We start from the raw sequence: 15,211 nt of genomic DNA, 5'->3' as shown, positions 1-15,211 counted from the left end.
TTTTACCTTTTTCCCAAAAGCATTAAAGCATACATGTTAACGCCGTCTTATTTAAAATCGTCACCTTTCTCCTTGTAATGCTGATAAATCCCTCATCCACCAATCTCCCGATTTCCTTCGATAAAGCCGGGCGGGTAACACCAAAATACTCTGCTAACTGCTCTTGGGTATGTTCTAGTTCCACGACATTCGAATCCTTTTGCTGATGTTCGAATAAGTAATAAATAAAGCGGTTCCGGATGCCACGAAACGAAAGCACCTTCAAACGAGTCATCGTACATTTATTACAGCTAGTACTGACGCAAAGGAAATTATGCAGGAATAACGGCATAGAATGCATTAAGGTAAATACAGACTCCTTGGTGCCCTTAAGCAATACCACATCCTCGTCGACGGTAAAAGTAGCGGGGAATTGGTTTTTCTCGGAAAAGATATGAGGCGTAGCGAACGTGCGTGGAGCCTGTATCGTCTCCACGCGCACGATGTTACCTGATACGTCCAAAACATCCACGTTCAATTTTCCCTCCAATAAAACATGAAGGGCGTTACAAGTCGTCCCTTGATGAATTATGGTTTTTCCTTTTGGATGCTCCTCTACTGTATATTCAAGTTTATCCAAAAACTCTTCCCGCATCTTAAGCGTAAAATTCTTAAAAAGCGGGATTTTAAACATATCGGTTATATCCATCGTATCTTGTTTTGAAAAAAGGTTTACTCCTGCAAATATACCCTTTTCCTTGAGAACTGTTACCATTTCGTCGCGAATATAGTTGGATTAATATTTATTGATAACCAACCCCAATCTTGCCAATGAGACGGATTTCCACCCTTCACGGCCTTCATGGTATTCGTACCCAACATCGTAGAATATCCCGCGGATAATTTCACGTCTTTCATAATTACCCAATCCACTTGGAAATCCAATTCCGAACCTAAACCTTTACTCAATTTATCATTACCTTCGTATACGTCGCCCGTGATGGAGAAATAATGATAGGCTAAAGACAGGTTTACCTTGGAAGAAGGTTTATAAGCTACATTTATCTGATTATCCCATAAACCCGGATTCAATCCGTTGACAAAAGAGGAGGCGTAAAAATAATCCATGGCACCATAAAACTTATGATGGGTTCCGTACAGAGGATCAAACGCCTTATATTTCCCGTCGGCCCCATCCGAGCCACTCAGATAATCACTACCTACACCGATCTTCCATTGCGGATCGATTTGATAAGCGGCGTTTACCGCCCATAAGAAAGCGGAAACATCCCGTCCGCTTTTCGTCTTGCCGAATTGATAATAGATAGTACCACCTATCGTCCAGTTACTAGGCGTATAGATTAAGTTCGTTCCTAAGGTTTGCAGGTATTTTGTATCCGAGTTTTGTTTCTCGGCATCACCGCCTTCCATCCCTAAGTTCATAAACAAGAAGGATGCGTTAAAACTCTTGTCGAAGAGATGCTTATACCAAAGGGTTTGCATCGTTTTATAGGGTTGCGCACCCGGAGCGTAATACGTTCCTCCGATCGTTTTCTCATCATTCTGGTTGAATGCGAGAATTAAATGCAGTTGATTATTCGTGTTCTCGTAGCCTAGCTTCAAAGCATCATGATAACGACCGGCCACGTTCCAATCCAACGCCCCCATGATACGCTCGTCATCGTATACCAATGACTGGCGACCTAACTTAGCGAAGAAACCCGATCCGAAATCCAGCTTCGCCCACGCCTCATTCAAGATAAAACGGCCATTCTTATCGATCTGAGGATCCTGTCCCCATACTCCAACATGTTGCGCGGACAAGCCGATAGACAAACGATCCCGCTCATACCCCAAAGAAAGGCGGGCACGGTTATTGATAAACCCGGTGGACTCGGCATCTTTAGGCCGGGGGAATAAGACCCCGTTCCGGTACTCGGCTCTCGGACGTATCTGTACTTTCATCGAGAACGTGTTCTCTTTCGTATTTTGTGTTTCTTCCGCTTGCGCGAAAAGGGGCACGGAGAGCAAGCCCGCTACTAAAACAACTAGTTTTTTCATATACCTCTGATTTTAATTATTCCATATTATAAGTATGTACACTATATCCTTGCGCGGAGGGTAGATAATTCACGCCAACCCAACACACCTGTAGCAAAAGAAAAGAGAAAACCAAAAGCCCCAACGCCGCTGAATAACGCAAGCGGTGGTGAAGGCGATAATGGATATAAATCAAGTACCCCAACCAAGTGGCAGCCGCCCATGTCTCCTTCGGGTCCCAATTCCAATAATGCCCCCACGCCTCCTTGGCCCATAAAGCGCCGAACAGCATCCCAATCGTGAGAAAGGCCATACCGACATATACCAAGTTATCGCATAAACTCATCATCCCCTCGTCAATCCCCTTCCTCCTCGCACGGATCAGCAGGTAAATGGCGATAAGGGCAGCGGCGCCCAGCATGGCGTAAGAGAACATATAGACTATCACGTGCGGAGCGAACCACGGGCTTTGCAAAGCGGGCATCAAGGTCTTGTTATGTATCTCCGGCTTAAACAGATTGACACAGATAAAGACAAAGGCCAACAATGTACTAAAGGAAAGTATCCATTTATACCGCCAACGGACATAAGTGATCACGCCCGCCACCGGCAAGAAAAAAGAATACCATAGACGAGTCTCGCCCATCGTGCGCAAGGGCGGCCTCTCCAACGAGATCCACATCCCTATGATAAAAGCGGAGAATATAGCCAAGCCAAACACGGTCCAAGCGACAGCCCCCTTGGAAAAAGAAGGACGATAAGCCAACCATGCCCCACCTATCCAGCAAAATAACGTCGGAGCGGCGAAATAAATAAAGTAACTCCAATCCATACTATTCTTTTTTTACAGGAGCGGATAGGAATAATCCGATCGCCCCGGCTATCATCATTAAGATCCCTGTATAAACGATCGGCAACCATGGATCTCTCACCAACTCAAATACACTCATCCGGCTCCATTTACCTTTCGTCTCGTCGTAACTCAATTGGTAGATTTTCCATCCGGCAATAGAGAGTGGCTTATTCACCTCGATACACGCCTCCTTGGTCTGTTTATCTTTCGTATAGACCATTACGTCCGAGGCAAAGCGTCTCGGTTCCCGTTCCGGCATCACCATACTGACCGCATCATCCAGTTGGAGCGATATGTATGGAAAGATATAGCTGCCACAACTCACCCAGCCTTCCTTCTGCCGTCCGGTAAGTTCGTTACGTGCTTTTACGTATAAAGCGGTGGTCGCCCCCTCGGAGTGAAATTCCACGAAGTTTATCGTATCCTGCCCCATCACGCAAGCCGCCATCGGTAGTGAACGGGTAACCTCAACCTTCCAGCCTTGCAGGTTTCCGGCTAAGGGAATTTCCTCCACCAATATGTTCTCGGGTTGCTTTTCAGGAAGCACTTTTCCGGTCGTATTGTCGATTAGCATTAACTTAGGAGGATATTCATCAATCGTAAACGAACGAAGCTCGATGGCAAGCGGTAGTTCTATCATCTCGTTCTTCTCGTCCGAAGCCCTCCACTCAGGATTCTCCAGCGGAACCGTCATCCGTAAACGGCGTAAATCCCCGTTTCCCAAGATCGCCGCCAGCAGCGTGATAAATAAACCGACATGGTTCAGCATAAACGGAACATCCCTCCAGCGAAACGATACGATACGCTTCAATGTGACAAAGCCCAAGACAAACAAGAAATAGAGAAACAGCAGGATAAAAGGCCACGACATCGTAATCCGCTCGATACCCGGACCCACAAATCCCATAACCAACACAACTGACAAAAGAGCCGATAAAGAGGTAATGCTCGCCGTTAACCCGGAAAACCACTGGACAACCGTGATTTTCCGGCCAACAACAAACCCTATACATAGAACCAACAGAAAAATCAATCCTCCGGCCACATTCACCGGATATTGGAACAACCCTGCCTGAACCGGGCCGGTGATCAGTTGCAAGCCAAATCCCGTAATCAGTAAACCGGCACAGATGACCCAGCCTTCAGCATATCCCCAAGGTTGTTTCCACATAATCAAATGTTCTTCGCTAAACGATTATTTTCTTGCGCCTCTTTCACCCATTGAGGAACGATTGTATTTAGGAATTTTTCCTTGGCGGTACGTTCAGCGGCCATATCCAAACCGATATATTGCTGAGCCTTTTCTTTCGTAGAGAAGTCCGGCATCGGAACATCATCCGTATAACCTAATTTCGCTAACACTTTCGCGGTAGCCAGACGAGCCTGCATCGCCTTATCCAATCCATTGCCTAATATCCTTTGAATCTCTTGCGGAGCGTGGAACGCACCACCATGAGAAGCCACGCCGAAATCCCAACGCCATTGTGCCTGACGGATCAATTTCAATACATCTTTCATCTGATCCTCGGTAGCTCCCTTATCCCATGCGAACTTCGCCTCTACATGCGCTTTCGCCAACTCGGTCTCCAAACGGTTACGCATCTCGTTCGCCTTATTCTGACGCTCGTACACATTATTGCGTAAAGTCTCCTCGCTCTCACGGTGGCAAACCTGACACGTACGGTCGATCATAGCCAACGGGCTTTGGATATGGTGGTCACTATATTTCACGCCCCCCTCGCTCTTATACGGCATATGGCAATCGGCGCAAGATACACCCCGCTGCGCATGGATACCCATCTGGGAGATCTCATAATCCGGATGCTGTGCCTTTAAAATCGGAGCACGGCTTAGCTTATGCGTATAATCGGCGAAACCGGCCTCATCGTAATAAGCCTCCATATCCTCAACCGTAGAACCTTTATCCCAAGGGAAAGTCAAGTATTTACCATCGCCCTTGAAATAATATTCCACGTGGCATTGCGCGCAAACCAAGGAACGCATCTCTTGTTGAGTCGCTTTCGTGATGTCCTTGCCTTGACGCTGGAAAGCCTCGATCAAAGCCGGGCGACTGATATGCAGGTTCATATTCTCCGGCTCATGGCAATCGGCGCAACCGATCGGATTCACGATCTCTTTACCCAGAGAAGCCCATTTGCCCTTATAGAAATTATCCACGCCCATCGCTTGCATCATACGGGGAACATCCGGGCTTTTGCAAGTCCAGCAAGTAGCCGGTTGCGGCCCCTCGTTCTCTGTCATCGGAGCGCCTACACGCAACGTGTTACGCATATCCTCGATCGCATGCATATGCCCTCTCGGGGTAGAATAATCCTTAGAGAAAGCGTAACCAGCCCAAAGGATCACCATTTCCGGACGAGCCTCCAGAACATCGACCGCCTGATTTCCATTGTATAAACTCTTGAAACTCGTATCCGCCGTAGCCTCCCAAGTCTGGTACTCACGTGGATAATTCGATTCGAACTTATCATTGCGAGCCTCGATTCCTGTGATCTCCGTCTTCTTATTATTCATTACGCTAGTGACCTCCGCATGTCTCTCGTTCACGGAAGCAGCGATCATACCCAAAACAAAAACAACGACCATGGTTCCTCCAAACAGCAACCAACCTTGCCATGATTTTAATTTCTTTTCCATAACTATACTGATTTATTATTATTTACTTAGCATATCTTTTAACCAGTCCGGCGATACGGACTTCGGATAAGGCACCAACGCATTCGGTGTAGAAGACAGGCTGTTCGTACCTCCGTGCGGCACCTCGCGATGGCAATCCCAGCAAGCTTTCCCTTCTCCCGCCATTGCCATCTCATGATCGATCCTTCCGGTATTCACGAATTCCGTATTCAATTGCATATGGCAACGGATACAGTTATTCATGATTACCTCCGCGCTCTCGTCGATCGCCTGTATCACTTGCGGTTCCCCTCGCATCATGAATACCGAGGCGTGGCGCATTCCGTCCATACCTTTGAAGAACCACTTCTTCACGGCGTTCTCGTGCGGCACATGGCAGTCGTTGCAAGTGGCGTTACGGCTGTGCGAGCAATGATTCCATGTAGCATAATAAGGGCCCATAATGTGGCAATTCACGCAAGTAGCCGGGTCGTCGGACAAATAAGTCCACGCCCGGGAAGCATATAAGGTATAAGACCCCAGCCCGCAAAGGACACCTCCGGCTATGATAGCGGCTAGTTTCCAAGTTCTTGTCGGGAACAGCGTTTGTATTATTTCTCTTATTTTCATACCGCTGATTCTTTAATATTGGTTTATGAGACACAAATATCCTAAACTTGCGTGTAGGAAATTGTAATAAATATTACATTGCACGAAATTTTATGCGTAAAATGAAAAGATTGTTATTTATCTCGGTCTCCGCACTCCTTTTATGTTCTTCGTGCGTGAGTAAAAAGAAATACCTCCTTGCCGAGAACGGCCGGTTGGAGGCGATCGGACGTGGCGACGCCTTGAAGGAGGAATTGATTAAATGCAAGGACGATAACGACGCGCTCAACAACCGGATCGCCGCCTTGATAAGGGATACGACCACAATGGGGCGTGATATCCGTAATTACCAGACCATGTTGAATACCAATATGGGTGAGCAGGACAAGCTGAATGCCTTGTTACAGCAAAAGATGAGTGAGCTGGACGAGCGTGAGCGTACCATCAACGAGCTACAGGATATGATGAACGCACAGAACGCAAAGGTACAGAATTTGTTGAGTAGCGTGAAAGACGCTTTGCTGGGTTTCAACAGTGATGAGCTGACCGTAACCGAGAAGAATGGTAAAGTATATGTAGCCATGTCGGATAAGCTTCTGTTCCAATCGGGTAGCGCAAAGGTCGATAAACGAGGCAAGGAAGCGTTGGCTAAGTTGGCCGAGGTGTTGAATAAGCAAAACGATATAGACGTTTATATAGAGGGCCATACGGACAGCAAGCCGATCAATACCGCCCAATTCAAGGATAATTGGGATCTAAGCGTGATCCGTGCGACCTCCGTAGTACGTATCCTTACCAAGGATTACGGGGTGAATCCGCTACAGATACAACCTTGTGGTCGTGGGGAGTTTATGCCGGTCGCTGATAACGAGACCGCCGATGGACGTAGCAAGAACCGCCGTACGGAGATCATCATGGCTCCTAAGTTGGATAAGTTGATGCAGATGTTGCAGTGATAATGTATTGTCAAGCTCCGGGTATTATCTACTGCCGGAGCTTGGCTAAAACGTTCACTCTTCCAAATGATAGACAACACACCGATACCTCAATTCCGATGGTTTACAAGGAATCCATACATCCATATCCTCTCCATTCGCGGAACGAATGATATGGAGGAGAGCCGTATCATACATATCTGTCCTTTCCCCGACAGAGACCGATCCCCCTTGAGCGCACGACCGGATATGGAACTGAACATCCGCAAGATCATATACCTCAGATCTAAGATAAGGATAAAAACCTATTATTGAACTCAATGTATCCTCCCAAACCCAAATACTATTTCCATCATCCTGATACGTATATTCCGTCCTTACCACATAGGACTTATAGGTGTAAGAACCCGTATAACCAAACTCATCCCCTACGTTATAAGGCAAACGCCCTTCACTAGTAGCCAGCTCATGCGCAAGAGTGAACCCTACAATATCCAAGGTATCACCACTTACGATCTCTATCGTCGGTTCAGAATGCAAATCATCCTTACCGAGATCTTCCACCCGTGAGCAAGCCACATTAAGGCCCATCATAAAAGCTAGACATACAACTATTAAATGTCTCATATCATTCTACATTTTTTAATTGATCAAAGTCTTCTATTCGGAGATAACGCCACCGCAACTCCTCCGGTCGTACAGGAAGCCAGCGATCGATCTTCTCTCCATCTGAGTTCTTCTCTACATATATTAAATAGGTACACGCCAGCACTTGCTTCTTATCCTTTTGCACGCCAAACGTACTGATAACGAAGCCATACGAACTCAAATCCTCCGAGAATCCAGCTTTCTCATCCCAAAAGTGTCCTATACCTATGTCATAAATGCTATCTTCCAATAAAACCACCCTTGCCTCATACGAGAAATAGAGATAAGAGGCATTCATATCAAACTCTCGCGCAACATCCCCGGGCAATGTTCCCCATTTCGCATCATACGCCTCACAAGCCGTGAAGCCCTTCACCAATATGGAATCCATCCCTAAGTCACCCCCCAGATGAATCGTATCCGGCCTTGAATATAAAGTCATCTGATTAGCGATTTTAACCTCATCATCCCCACAACCAGCCAGAAATAGAGCTATAAATAGCCCACACAAAAACAAACCTTTATTCATATCCACTCTCTTTTATTTTATTTAAAATGAAAACGATATAGATAAGCAGATATTACTTGAGCGTAACATTTATCCCATGAAACCCAAGCCTTCATACACAAGCCATACTGGTTTATTATCCGGATTCCATAAGTAAAAAACAGCATTCCAAATTTATCGATTACATTTGATAGCGAAATACAAGATATACAAGAAAGCGATCAACGGGACGATGAAACCCAGCGCCATATTCTCCTCGCCGATATATCCCATCAGCATCGGACTGAAAGCGCCGCCGGCGACTCCCATCACGATATAAGAAGAGGCTTTCTTGGTATAAACGCCCATACCTTCCAGCCCCAAGGCGAAAATCGTAGGGAACATGATGGACATGAAGAAAAAGGATAAATAAAGAGCGTATAGCGAAAGCGTACCTACGGAAGCCACCACCAAAGCCATACAAACGGCACTCAACAAAGAATACCAAGTCAGCAAGCGGCCCGGAGCCAACCACTTCATCGTAAAACTACCGCTCAAACGCCCGATCATAAACAAAGCCATTCCACCGAATGCCAAAATACGAGACGCTCGCAAATTACTGATACCCGGGTCCATCTCCGTCACGTAATTAATAAAGAACCCGAAGATTCCCGTCTGCGCAGCACAATAACAGAATTGGGCGACCACGGAACGTACAAACTGCCTACGTTTCCATATGGAGGCAGCGGGTTTCTCCTCGACAATAGCGGTCACCTCCTTCTCTTCTTCCGGCTTAATTTCCGGCAACTTCGTGAAAAAGAAGAGCAACGCTACGAACAAGACGATACCACCTACCAAGATATAAGGTTTAGTCAACGCCATTGAATCTCCCTCCGGTGCCCCGAATATCAACAAACCACCTACCAAAGGCCCCAATATCCAACCTAATCCATTAAAAGACTGGGATAAGTTCAGCCGTTGGGCGGCGGAAGCGGACGGCCCCAATATCGTAGAATAAGGATTCGCCGCCGTCTCCAAGATACAAAGCCCGCAAGCGATCACAAACAAGGCGATCAGGAAAGGCGTAGCCGAATGCAAAAAAGCCGCCGGGATAAACCCGAAAGCACCGATAGCGAACAATAGCAAACCCATGATAATCCCTTTCCTATATCCGTAACGTTTCATGAACGCTCCCGCCGGCAACGCCATCAAGAAATAAGCGATATACGTAGAGAATTGCACCAAACCGCTCTCTGCCTTGGTCATCGTGAAGACTCCTTGAAAATGCTTGTTCAGCACATCCAAGAGTCCGTGGGCGAATCCCCAAAGCAAAAACAAACTCGTGATCAAGATAAACGGGACCAAATAAGATTTCCCTCCCGGGGCGGCCACCAGCGACTGTTTCTTTTGTTTTTCCATCCTTCCGTCTATTTACTCGCGCCCGGCAATTTAAACATACATTCCATTAACTGCCATTTCTCCGACGAGGAACTTCCCGGAACGGCTTTCTGATACTTCGCCACGAAGTCCTCCCATTCCGCTTGCTTATCCATCGTCGCCAAACGGGCGAACGACGCATCCCAATCAAAATCATCGGGCGTCTCCACGATCATGAACAACCGGGTTCCCAAACGGTAAATCTCCATATTCAAGATCCCTACCGCACGGATTCCTTCCGGTATCTCCGGCCAGATATGTTCCGGCGAATGCCAATAGCAATACTCTTTTATCAACTGCTCGTCCTCTTTCAGATCCAAGGTCTGACAATATCTTTTCATAACATTGTTTTTAAAATGAAGTTGCGAAGGTACAAAAGTATCCTTAATCCAGATAAACATCTTCGCCCGGATGCTTATAATAGGCGTACATCCGTTGGATCTGCTCCGGCAGCACACGCTCCAAGGACAACGGGGGCAACTCCTCCAATCGAAAGAAGCCTTTCCCCAAGATATCGAAGGTCTCGGTAAACGACCCGCCCTTCAACTCGCAAAGGATAAAAAACTTATATACATAATAAGGTATAGCGGGATGCGGATGCTTGCTCATATCCATCACGGCCAGCAAGCGGACCGGAAGCACATCCAAGCCCGTCTCCTCTTTCACCTCTTTCGCCGCTACCTCTTTCGGGGAATACCCCACATCGCTCCATCCGCCGGGCAACGACCAACATCCGTCCATTTTCTCACGGACCAGCAAAATCTCGTCTTTCTCGTTAAAGACAACCGCACGGATATCGACTTTCGGGGTTACGTATTCTTGGGCCGGACGGTAACCACCCGCCACATCATCGGGCTTCAATCCGGTAGCCAGAGCCGTTATTTCATCACTTAGGCGGCTCAACTCTTCATAACGTTCCGTATCGTACTCGCTTAATGAATAAACCAACCCCGTCTGAGACAAGGCCCGGATACGTTGGGCCAATAAAATCAATTCCTTACTTCTAGACATACAATTTTACTGTTTTAGATAACATGATCCTATGATATAGTTAATATGATTGGCGGAATCTCTCCGCAAGTCTATCGCCTCCAAAATAATGGCGGATGAATCCATATCGATCCGGAGAAGATCGGGATAGACGGACTCTGGGATAGGAGCCAGCTGCGAAAGCCCGACTTTCCGCAATTGCCCGTCCAAAAAACCATCATAGGATTTTTGATAGACCAAGACATCCTCTTCATCGTAAACCGCGATCGTATCATTCTCCGCCACTAACCGAGCAGCATCGCTCATTTTATAACTCCGTAAACTCGCCATTGTATTATATCCTCGGATATCAACCGGCTTATCCGAGGAAATATGAATATACTCCACCTCCCAAGACTTCTTCATCGGATCATCTTTTCGAGACATTTGGGAGATATGTTCAATATTTTTGGCCGTCATCCCCGGGATATAAGTTACGCTCGCCAGCAAAAGGATCGCCCAACAGGCTACGTATAAATAAGATGCCCAACGTTTGACGGAAAATAAAACGGCAGCCCCGGTCAATATCAACCCCACGACAACTAAATAAACCCTTGGTTCGGTAAACCCATACTCACGAATCCGATAAAGCGTGCCTATCCAAAACATCACCAACGCCGGAAACACGGCAAGGCTGGCATGATCATAAAACCAATCGTAATACCTCCGGGTAAGAAATACCTGACATCCTTTTAATATAAACGCAGCGGCAGTAAAACTTACCACTATAGAAGCAACCGCTCCCTTAGGCAATGACCACAGGACAGCGATCTTAATAAAATACAGATACAAGATCACCGCATAAATAAGCAATGCCGGAGAAAGCACATAGTTTAGCAAAACATCAAATAGCTTGCTCTTGGAAGGAAGCCAAGATCGCTCCCTTCGTTCATTAAACATCAAGAACAATAGTGGGAAAATGATGCTAAAAACGATAAAAGCCGTATAAGCGATTATTCTTTCTGCCTCATCTTGCCAGATCTCGAAAATATATTGGATTGACTTATAGATCGATCCGGATAACAGATAAATAACCACCGAAAGCCCGCCCGCATATAAAAGCGACCGGACAAAGAAAAGCGTATTTTCCACAAAGCGCTTGTTATCTTTCATCCATCCACTTCCCAAATAAACGAGTATCACAATGATCAACGAAACCAGATGCGTAGAAGAGAAAGATCGCTCTACCGGCATCATTAAAAAAGGAATCCATAACAACGCCGAGAAATAATACAACAAACGTCTCCTCATCCTCGCGCAACACCTGTTCAAGGTATAAACAAACAAGAAAACAACTGGCATATACTGTAGTACCATGTCGAAAAAACTACCCTCGCTTTCATAATCATAACATCCCATCGCACAGGCCAAAACCGAAAGCGACACCTCTACCGGATGGCTCTGTACCGCAGCTTTCATTCGCAGTCCAAACAGCTCTATCTTTTTTCTCATATACGAACCGATTTACTATTAAAAACGTCTAAAGATAAAAGTTATTATCCAACCCGTCATTCTATCGTGCCAAAATAACGTATATTATGCCAATATTACAGATTTCCGTTTCATTGTATTTTATTCCAGTTTCTAAAAGATATTATTCCCTGCACCCGCATCCCCCGAATCATAAGTTCCCCATGCGTGGGTTAAACCTTATTCAATCTCTTTTATCCGCATTAACACACACATTATCAGATTGGCATGCCATTTGAAGTATCTATAGCGAATTCGAGATTAAAAAGGACGAGTTCAGAAATAAGAATAGTAAATAGAATGTTTAACTAATAATTGGAGGACTGTATTATGACACCGATGAGAAGAAGTCAAAATTGGTTACCGTATGTATTCAATGATTTATTTGACAACGACTGGATGATAAAAGCAAACTCTACAGCTCCAGCCATCAACGTGATAGAATCCGATAAGGATTATCGAGTTGAGGTAGCCGCTCCCGGTATGACGAAGAATGATTTCAACATCAAGATCGATGAGAACAACAACTTGGTCGTATCTATGGAGAAAAAAGAAGAAAAGAATGAGGATAAGAAAGACGGACGCTATCTGAGACGCGAATTCTCTTATAGCAAGTTCCAACAAACCATGGTTTTGCCTGACAATGTAGAGAAAGACAAGATTGAGGCGAAGGTTGAGAACGGCGTCTTGAGTATCAGCATACCGAAAAGAACTGAGGAAGAGGCTAAAATGGCCGAGAAAGTAATCGAGATCAAATAACCTCGATACACTTTCCTTCGTAAAAACTCAACAAAACCGATAATGGCTTGTTCTATTTATAAACAACATAAAATAGAATAAGCCATTATGATTTTAAGCAGAAAATTATCAGATGCTCTCAACGAGCAAATCAACATGGAGATGTGGTCATCCAACCTATATTTATCCATGTCGGTACATTTCACTCAGATAGGGCTGGATGGTTTTGCGCATTGGACGTTAAAACAATCGCAAGAGGAACTTGAACATGCCTATAAAATGATCGATTACTCAATCAAGCGTGGCGGACAAGTGACGATCGGAGTAGTTAATTCCGTTCCTACAGCATGGGGAGAGCCGTTGGAGATTTTCCAGCATATCTACGAGCATGAGGTGCATGTATCCGGATCAATCGACAAGATTGTCGATATCGCTTCCGAAGAGAAAGACAAGGCGACACAAGATTTCCTATGGGGCTTCGTCCGAGAGCAGGTAGAGGAAGAGGCTACAGCGAAAAATATTGTCGAGAAACTTAAATTATACGGAGAACATCATGCCGTATTAATGGATCATCGATTAGGAAAAAGATAAACGAATACCTGCTTGTCATGCCTATAAATGGGCCTAAAAAGCCATGTCGTCTTCTTGGGATGGCATGGCTTTTTTATAGAGGTCAAAGCCCTAAAGCCTGACGAATCGCCTCACTCCACAATTCGCCTAACCGGACCGCTCCTTTCTCATTCGGATGAAGATAGAACACTCCGGCGTTGCCCTTCTCCGCTTGGAAATCCGTTAAATGTTTTTCCTTAAAGTAATCAAATCCTTTCGTATCTCCCAGAAAGACTTGTCCGGGAAAATGAGACGCATAATAATCGACTAATCGTTGTATTTGCGGATAATAATCTTGGAGCCTTCGCAAGCCTTCTTCCAAATATTTAGCTCCATTATACGTATTCGGGCTATACCATAAAGGACGATGTACCACAATACGGCAATTCGGGTATAAAGCTAATAAGCGATTGATAATTGTCTTCATGTTCTCATAATACCGCTCGGGCGCTACCGGGCAGCCGTTCGTGCCTTCTATCGCGCTATCGTTCGTCCCCAGCATAATAGAGAACACCAAATCCGCCCAAGTCTCATCCTTAAATTTATCGGCAGCACGTACGGCCCACGGGAAGAGCGTATTCGTATCCGGCAAATAATCAACGGTAGTACAGCCGCTCTGTCCTCTATTGGAATACTTGACCGAAGCCACTTCCGGGCACTTGCTTAAAAACAACGCAGCCTTTACAGGAGGCGCATCATGGACAGGTTTCGGTAACCCGGCGCCAAACGTGATACTATTCCCGATAAATACGATATTCACATAACGTTTATTGTTTGCGGCTGAAGCAGACCAACACATAACGATACTTATTAAAATACATATGACTCCCTTAATTTGTCTCATGGCTCCCATTCAATTGATTCTCCTGCGAAGGTAAGAATAATTTGATTATCTCGGGATGTTTTTCAAGCCAAGCACGGGCTGATCGCGATTCCGTACGTGTCCCGTCTTCCATATAATACATCAATTCGCTCAGTTGTTCATCGGTTAACTTAAAGTTCTTGAAAAAAGAGGCTGCATATGGATCTTTCTCAGAGAATCCTTTCGTAGCGATAACCTCGATATGCTCCGAGTCTCCAAATTCCTCTTTCGGGTCTTCCAAGAATTTTAACGGATAACGTGAGAACATCCAATGAGGGGTCCATCCGGTAACCACGATCCATTCGTTCGCATCAATCGATTTCTTCAAGAAAGCAACCATCGTAGCCCCACTGGAAGATTTCAAATCAAAATCCAAAGAATAATCTTGAACCGCCTTATCCGCCGAGTTCATCAAACCGGCGCCGGCATCGATCCCTATAATCTCACCTTTAAATTGATCTTTATGGGCATTCAAATCCTCGATGGAACGAATGGTAACGTACTCCGGAACTACCAAGCCCAATTTCGCATGCTCATAAACCGTTCCGAGTGTCTCAAGCCGGTCCCCGTATTGTTCCATATAATCCGCATGGGTCACCGGTAACCATGCATCCATGAACACATCCGCTTTTCCCGAAGCGACAGAAGTAAAGATCGGGGCGATATCCGCATTTTTTAATGTTACCCGATATCCTTGATCCTCTAATATCACTTTGGCTAAGTTGGTCATAGCAATGCCCTCCGCCCAATTAGCGTACGCTATCGATATTTTCTTTCGATCCTTGCTATCCACACAACTGAAAATAAATTGTAAGGTCACCAAAAGCATACAGCATCCAATAATAATCGTAAATCGTCTCATATATCTATTTCTTTCT

17 protein-coding genes are annotated in these 15,211 nt (G+C 45.5%); 3 read left to right on the top strand and 14 right to left on the bottom strand.

Translation table 11 applies throughout. The annotated features are described in order from the left end of the window. Positions 1-22: 22 nt before the first annotated feature. Genes ACESPU_RS19310 through nrfH form a run of 6 tightly spaced genes read right to left on the bottom strand, consistent with a single transcriptional unit; the run spans position 23 to position 6,139 of the window. Positions 23-688, bottom strand: coding sequence for a Crp/Fnr family transcriptional regulator (locus ACESPU_RS19310; protein ID WP_034532394.1), 666 nt, complete (start codon positions 686-688; stop codon positions 23-25). Positions 689-747: 59 nt separating this feature from the next. Next, positions 748-2,040, bottom strand: coding sequence for an alginate export family protein (locus tag ACESPU_RS19305; protein WP_373133601.1), 1,293 nt, complete (start codon positions 2,038-2,040; stop codon positions 748-750). 16 nt (positions 2,041-2,056) lie between these two features. Beyond that, a complete protein-coding gene (gene ccsA, locus ACESPU_RS19300; protein ID WP_087345704.1) occupies positions 2,057-2,851 on the bottom strand; it encodes a cytochrome c biogenesis protein CcsA in 795 nt (264 codons plus the stop codon). A 1-nt stretch (position 2,852) separates the two neighbouring features. After that, positions 2,853-4,043, bottom strand: coding sequence for a cytochrome c biogenesis protein ResB (locus ACESPU_RS19295; protein ID WP_121962506.1), 1,191 nt, complete (start codon positions 4,041-4,043; stop codon positions 2,853-2,855). 2 nt (positions 4,044-4,045) lie between these two features. After that, a complete protein-coding gene (nrfA, locus tag ACESPU_RS19290) occupies positions 4,046-5,530 on the bottom strand; it encodes an ammonia-forming cytochrome c nitrite reductase (protein WP_005865667.1) in 1,485 nt (494 codons plus the stop codon). Positions 5,531-5,548: 18 nt separating this feature from the next. After that, the gene (gene nrfH / locus ACESPU_RS19285) at positions 5,549-6,139 is read right to left on the bottom strand and encodes a cytochrome c nitrite reductase small subunit (RefSeq protein WP_373133600.1); all 591 of its coding nucleotides are present in this window, start codon (positions 6,137-6,139) and stop codon (positions 5,549-5,551) included. A gap of 101 nt (positions 6,140-6,240) precedes the next feature. On the opposite strand from nrfH, the gene ACESPU_RS19280 reads away from it, so the two are divergent. After that, entirely contained in the window at positions 6,241-7,074 is an 834-nt protein-coding gene (locus tag ACESPU_RS19280; RefSeq protein WP_011965889.1) for an OmpA family protein, read from the top strand. Between the two features lie 54 nt (positions 7,075-7,128). On the opposite strand, the gene ACESPU_RS19275 is transcribed toward ACESPU_RS19280, so the two are convergent. From ACESPU_RS19275 to ACESPU_RS19250, 6 genes are all read right to left on the bottom strand, one after another. Continuing rightward, the gene (locus ACESPU_RS19275; protein ID WP_122370082.1) at positions 7,129-7,680 is read right to left on the bottom strand and encodes an MshD; all 552 of its coding nucleotides are present in this window, start codon (positions 7,678-7,680) and stop codon (positions 7,129-7,131) included. 1 nt (position 7,681) lies between these two features. After that, complete coding sequence (locus tag ACESPU_RS19270; RefSeq protein WP_146375915.1) at positions 7,682-8,230, bottom strand: hypothetical protein; 549 nt, start codon at positions 8,228-8,230, stop codon at positions 7,682-7,684. A gap of 153 nt (positions 8,231-8,383) precedes the next feature. After that, positions 8,384-9,607: a sugar MFS transporter gene (locus tag ACESPU_RS19265; protein WP_373133599.1), complete on the bottom strand. Its 1,224-nt coding sequence runs from the start codon at positions 9,605-9,607 to the stop codon at positions 8,384-8,386. An 8-nt stretch (positions 9,608-9,615) separates the two neighbouring features. Next, positions 9,616-9,966, bottom strand: coding sequence for an L-rhamnose mutarotase (locus ACESPU_RS19260; RefSeq protein WP_005865653.1), 351 nt, complete (start codon positions 9,964-9,966; stop codon positions 9,616-9,618). A gap of 43 nt (positions 9,967-10,009) precedes the next feature. Beyond that, positions 10,010-10,636 carry an NUDIX hydrolase gene (locus tag ACESPU_RS19255; protein WP_287621233.1) on the bottom strand — a complete coding sequence of 209 codons (627 nt, stop codon included), beginning with the start codon at positions 10,634-10,636 and terminating at the stop codon, positions 10,010-10,012. 6 nt (positions 10,637-10,642) lie between these two features. Further along, positions 10,643-12,106, bottom strand: coding sequence for a DUF4153 domain-containing protein (locus tag ACESPU_RS19250; RefSeq protein WP_057326819.1), 1,464 nt, complete (start codon positions 12,104-12,106; stop codon positions 10,643-10,645). A gap of 348 nt (positions 12,107-12,454) precedes the next feature. Here ACESPU_RS19250 and ACESPU_RS19245 point away from each other — a divergent pair, with 348 nt between their 5' ends. Then, positions 12,455-12,883 carry an Hsp20/alpha crystallin family protein gene (locus ACESPU_RS19245; RefSeq protein WP_005855288.1) on the top strand — a complete coding sequence of 143 codons (429 nt, stop codon included), beginning with the start codon at positions 12,455-12,457 and terminating at the stop codon, positions 12,881-12,883. 87 nt (positions 12,884-12,970) lie between these two features. Continuing rightward, positions 12,971-13,453 (top strand): ferritin, encoded by a 483-nt coding sequence (locus ACESPU_RS19240; RefSeq protein ID WP_005865648.1) that lies wholly within the window; start codon positions 12,971-12,973, stop codon positions 13,451-13,453. Between the two features lie 82 nt (positions 13,454-13,535). Here the strand turns inward: ACESPU_RS19240 and ACESPU_RS19235 are convergent, their stop codons facing one another. Together ACESPU_RS19235 and ACESPU_RS19230 are read right to left on the bottom strand one after the other, a co-directional pair. Beyond that, complete coding sequence (locus ACESPU_RS19235) at positions 13,536-14,315, bottom strand: GDSL-type esterase/lipase family protein (protein WP_121962498.1); 780 nt, start codon at positions 14,313-14,315, stop codon at positions 13,536-13,538. Continuing rightward, positions 14,302-15,195 (bottom strand): glycine betaine ABC transporter substrate-binding protein, encoded by an 894-nt coding sequence (locus tag ACESPU_RS19230; protein ID WP_005855279.1) that lies wholly within the window; start codon positions 15,193-15,195, stop codon positions 14,302-14,304. The genes ACESPU_RS19235 and ACESPU_RS19230 overlap by 14 nt, the downstream gene beginning before the upstream one ends. Positions 15,196-15,211 lie beyond the last annotated feature (16 nt).

Origin of the sequence: Parabacteroides sp. 20_3 (assembly GCF_964238835.1) — a bacterium.
Taxonomy (GTDB): Bacteria; Bacteroidota; Bacteroidia; order Bacteroidales; family Tannerellaceae; genus Parabacteroides; species Parabacteroides distasonis.
This window is presented reverse-complemented; position numbering and strand designations above follow the sequence as displayed.

Coding starts and splice junctions, on each gene's coding strand:
- ACESPU_RS19310 (WP_034532394.1), bottom strand. CDS start 688: ATGGATATAACCGATATGTTTAAAATCCCGCTTTTTAAGAATTTTACG.
- ACESPU_RS19305 (WP_373133601.1), bottom strand. CDS start 2,040: ATGAAAAAACTAGTTGTTTTAGTAGCGGGCTTGCTCTCCGTGCCCCTT.
- ccsA (WP_087345704.1), bottom strand. CDS start 2,851: ATGGATTGGAGTTACTTTATTTATTTCGCCGCTCCGACGTTATTTTGC.
- ACESPU_RS19295 (WP_121962506.1), bottom strand. CDS start 4,043: ATGTGGAAACAACCTTGGGGATATGCTGAAGGCTGGGTCATCTGTGCC.
- nrfA (WP_005865667.1), bottom strand. CDS start 5,530: ATGGAAAAGAAATTAAAATCATGGCAAGGTTGGTTGCTGTTTGGAGGA.
- nrfH (WP_373133600.1), bottom strand. CDS start 6,139: ATGAAAATAAGAGAAATAATACAAACGCTGTTCCCGACAAGAACTTGG.
- ACESPU_RS19280 (WP_011965889.1), top strand. CDS start 6,241: ATGAAAAGATTGTTATTTATCTCGGTCTCCGCACTCCTTTTATGTTCT.
- ACESPU_RS19275 (WP_122370082.1), bottom strand. CDS start 7,680: ATGAGACATTTAATAGTTGTATGTCTAGCTTTTATGATGGGCCTTAAT.
- ACESPU_RS19270 (WP_146375915.1), bottom strand. CDS start 8,230: ATGAATAAAGGTTTGTTTTTGTGTGGGCTATTTATAGCTCTATTTCTG.
- ACESPU_RS19265 (WP_373133599.1), bottom strand. CDS start 9,607: ATGGAAAAACAAAAGAAACAGTCGCTGGTGGCCGCCCCGGGAGGGAAA.
- ACESPU_RS19260 (WP_005865653.1), bottom strand. CDS start 9,966: ATGAAAAGATATTGTCAGACCTTGGATCTGAAAGAGGACGAGCAGTTG.
- ACESPU_RS19255 (WP_287621233.1), bottom strand. CDS start 10,636: ATGTCTAGAAGTAAGGAATTGATTTTATTGGCCCAACGTATCCGGGCC.
- ACESPU_RS19250 (WP_057326819.1), bottom strand. CDS start 12,106: ATGAGAAAAAAGATAGAGCTGTTTGGACTGCGAATGAAAGCTGCGGTA.
- ACESPU_RS19245 (WP_005855288.1), top strand. CDS start 12,455: ATGACACCGATGAGAAGAAGTCAAAATTGGTTACCGTATGTATTCAAT.
- ACESPU_RS19240 (WP_005865648.1), top strand. CDS start 12,971: ATGATTTTAAGCAGAAAATTATCAGATGCTCTCAACGAGCAAATCAAC.
- ACESPU_RS19235 (WP_121962498.1), bottom strand. CDS start 14,315: ATGAGACAAATTAAGGGAGTCATATGTATTTTAATAAGTATCGTTATG.
- ACESPU_RS19230 (WP_005855279.1), bottom strand. CDS start 15,195: ATGAGACGATTTACGATTATTATTGGATGCTGTATGCTTTTGGTGACC.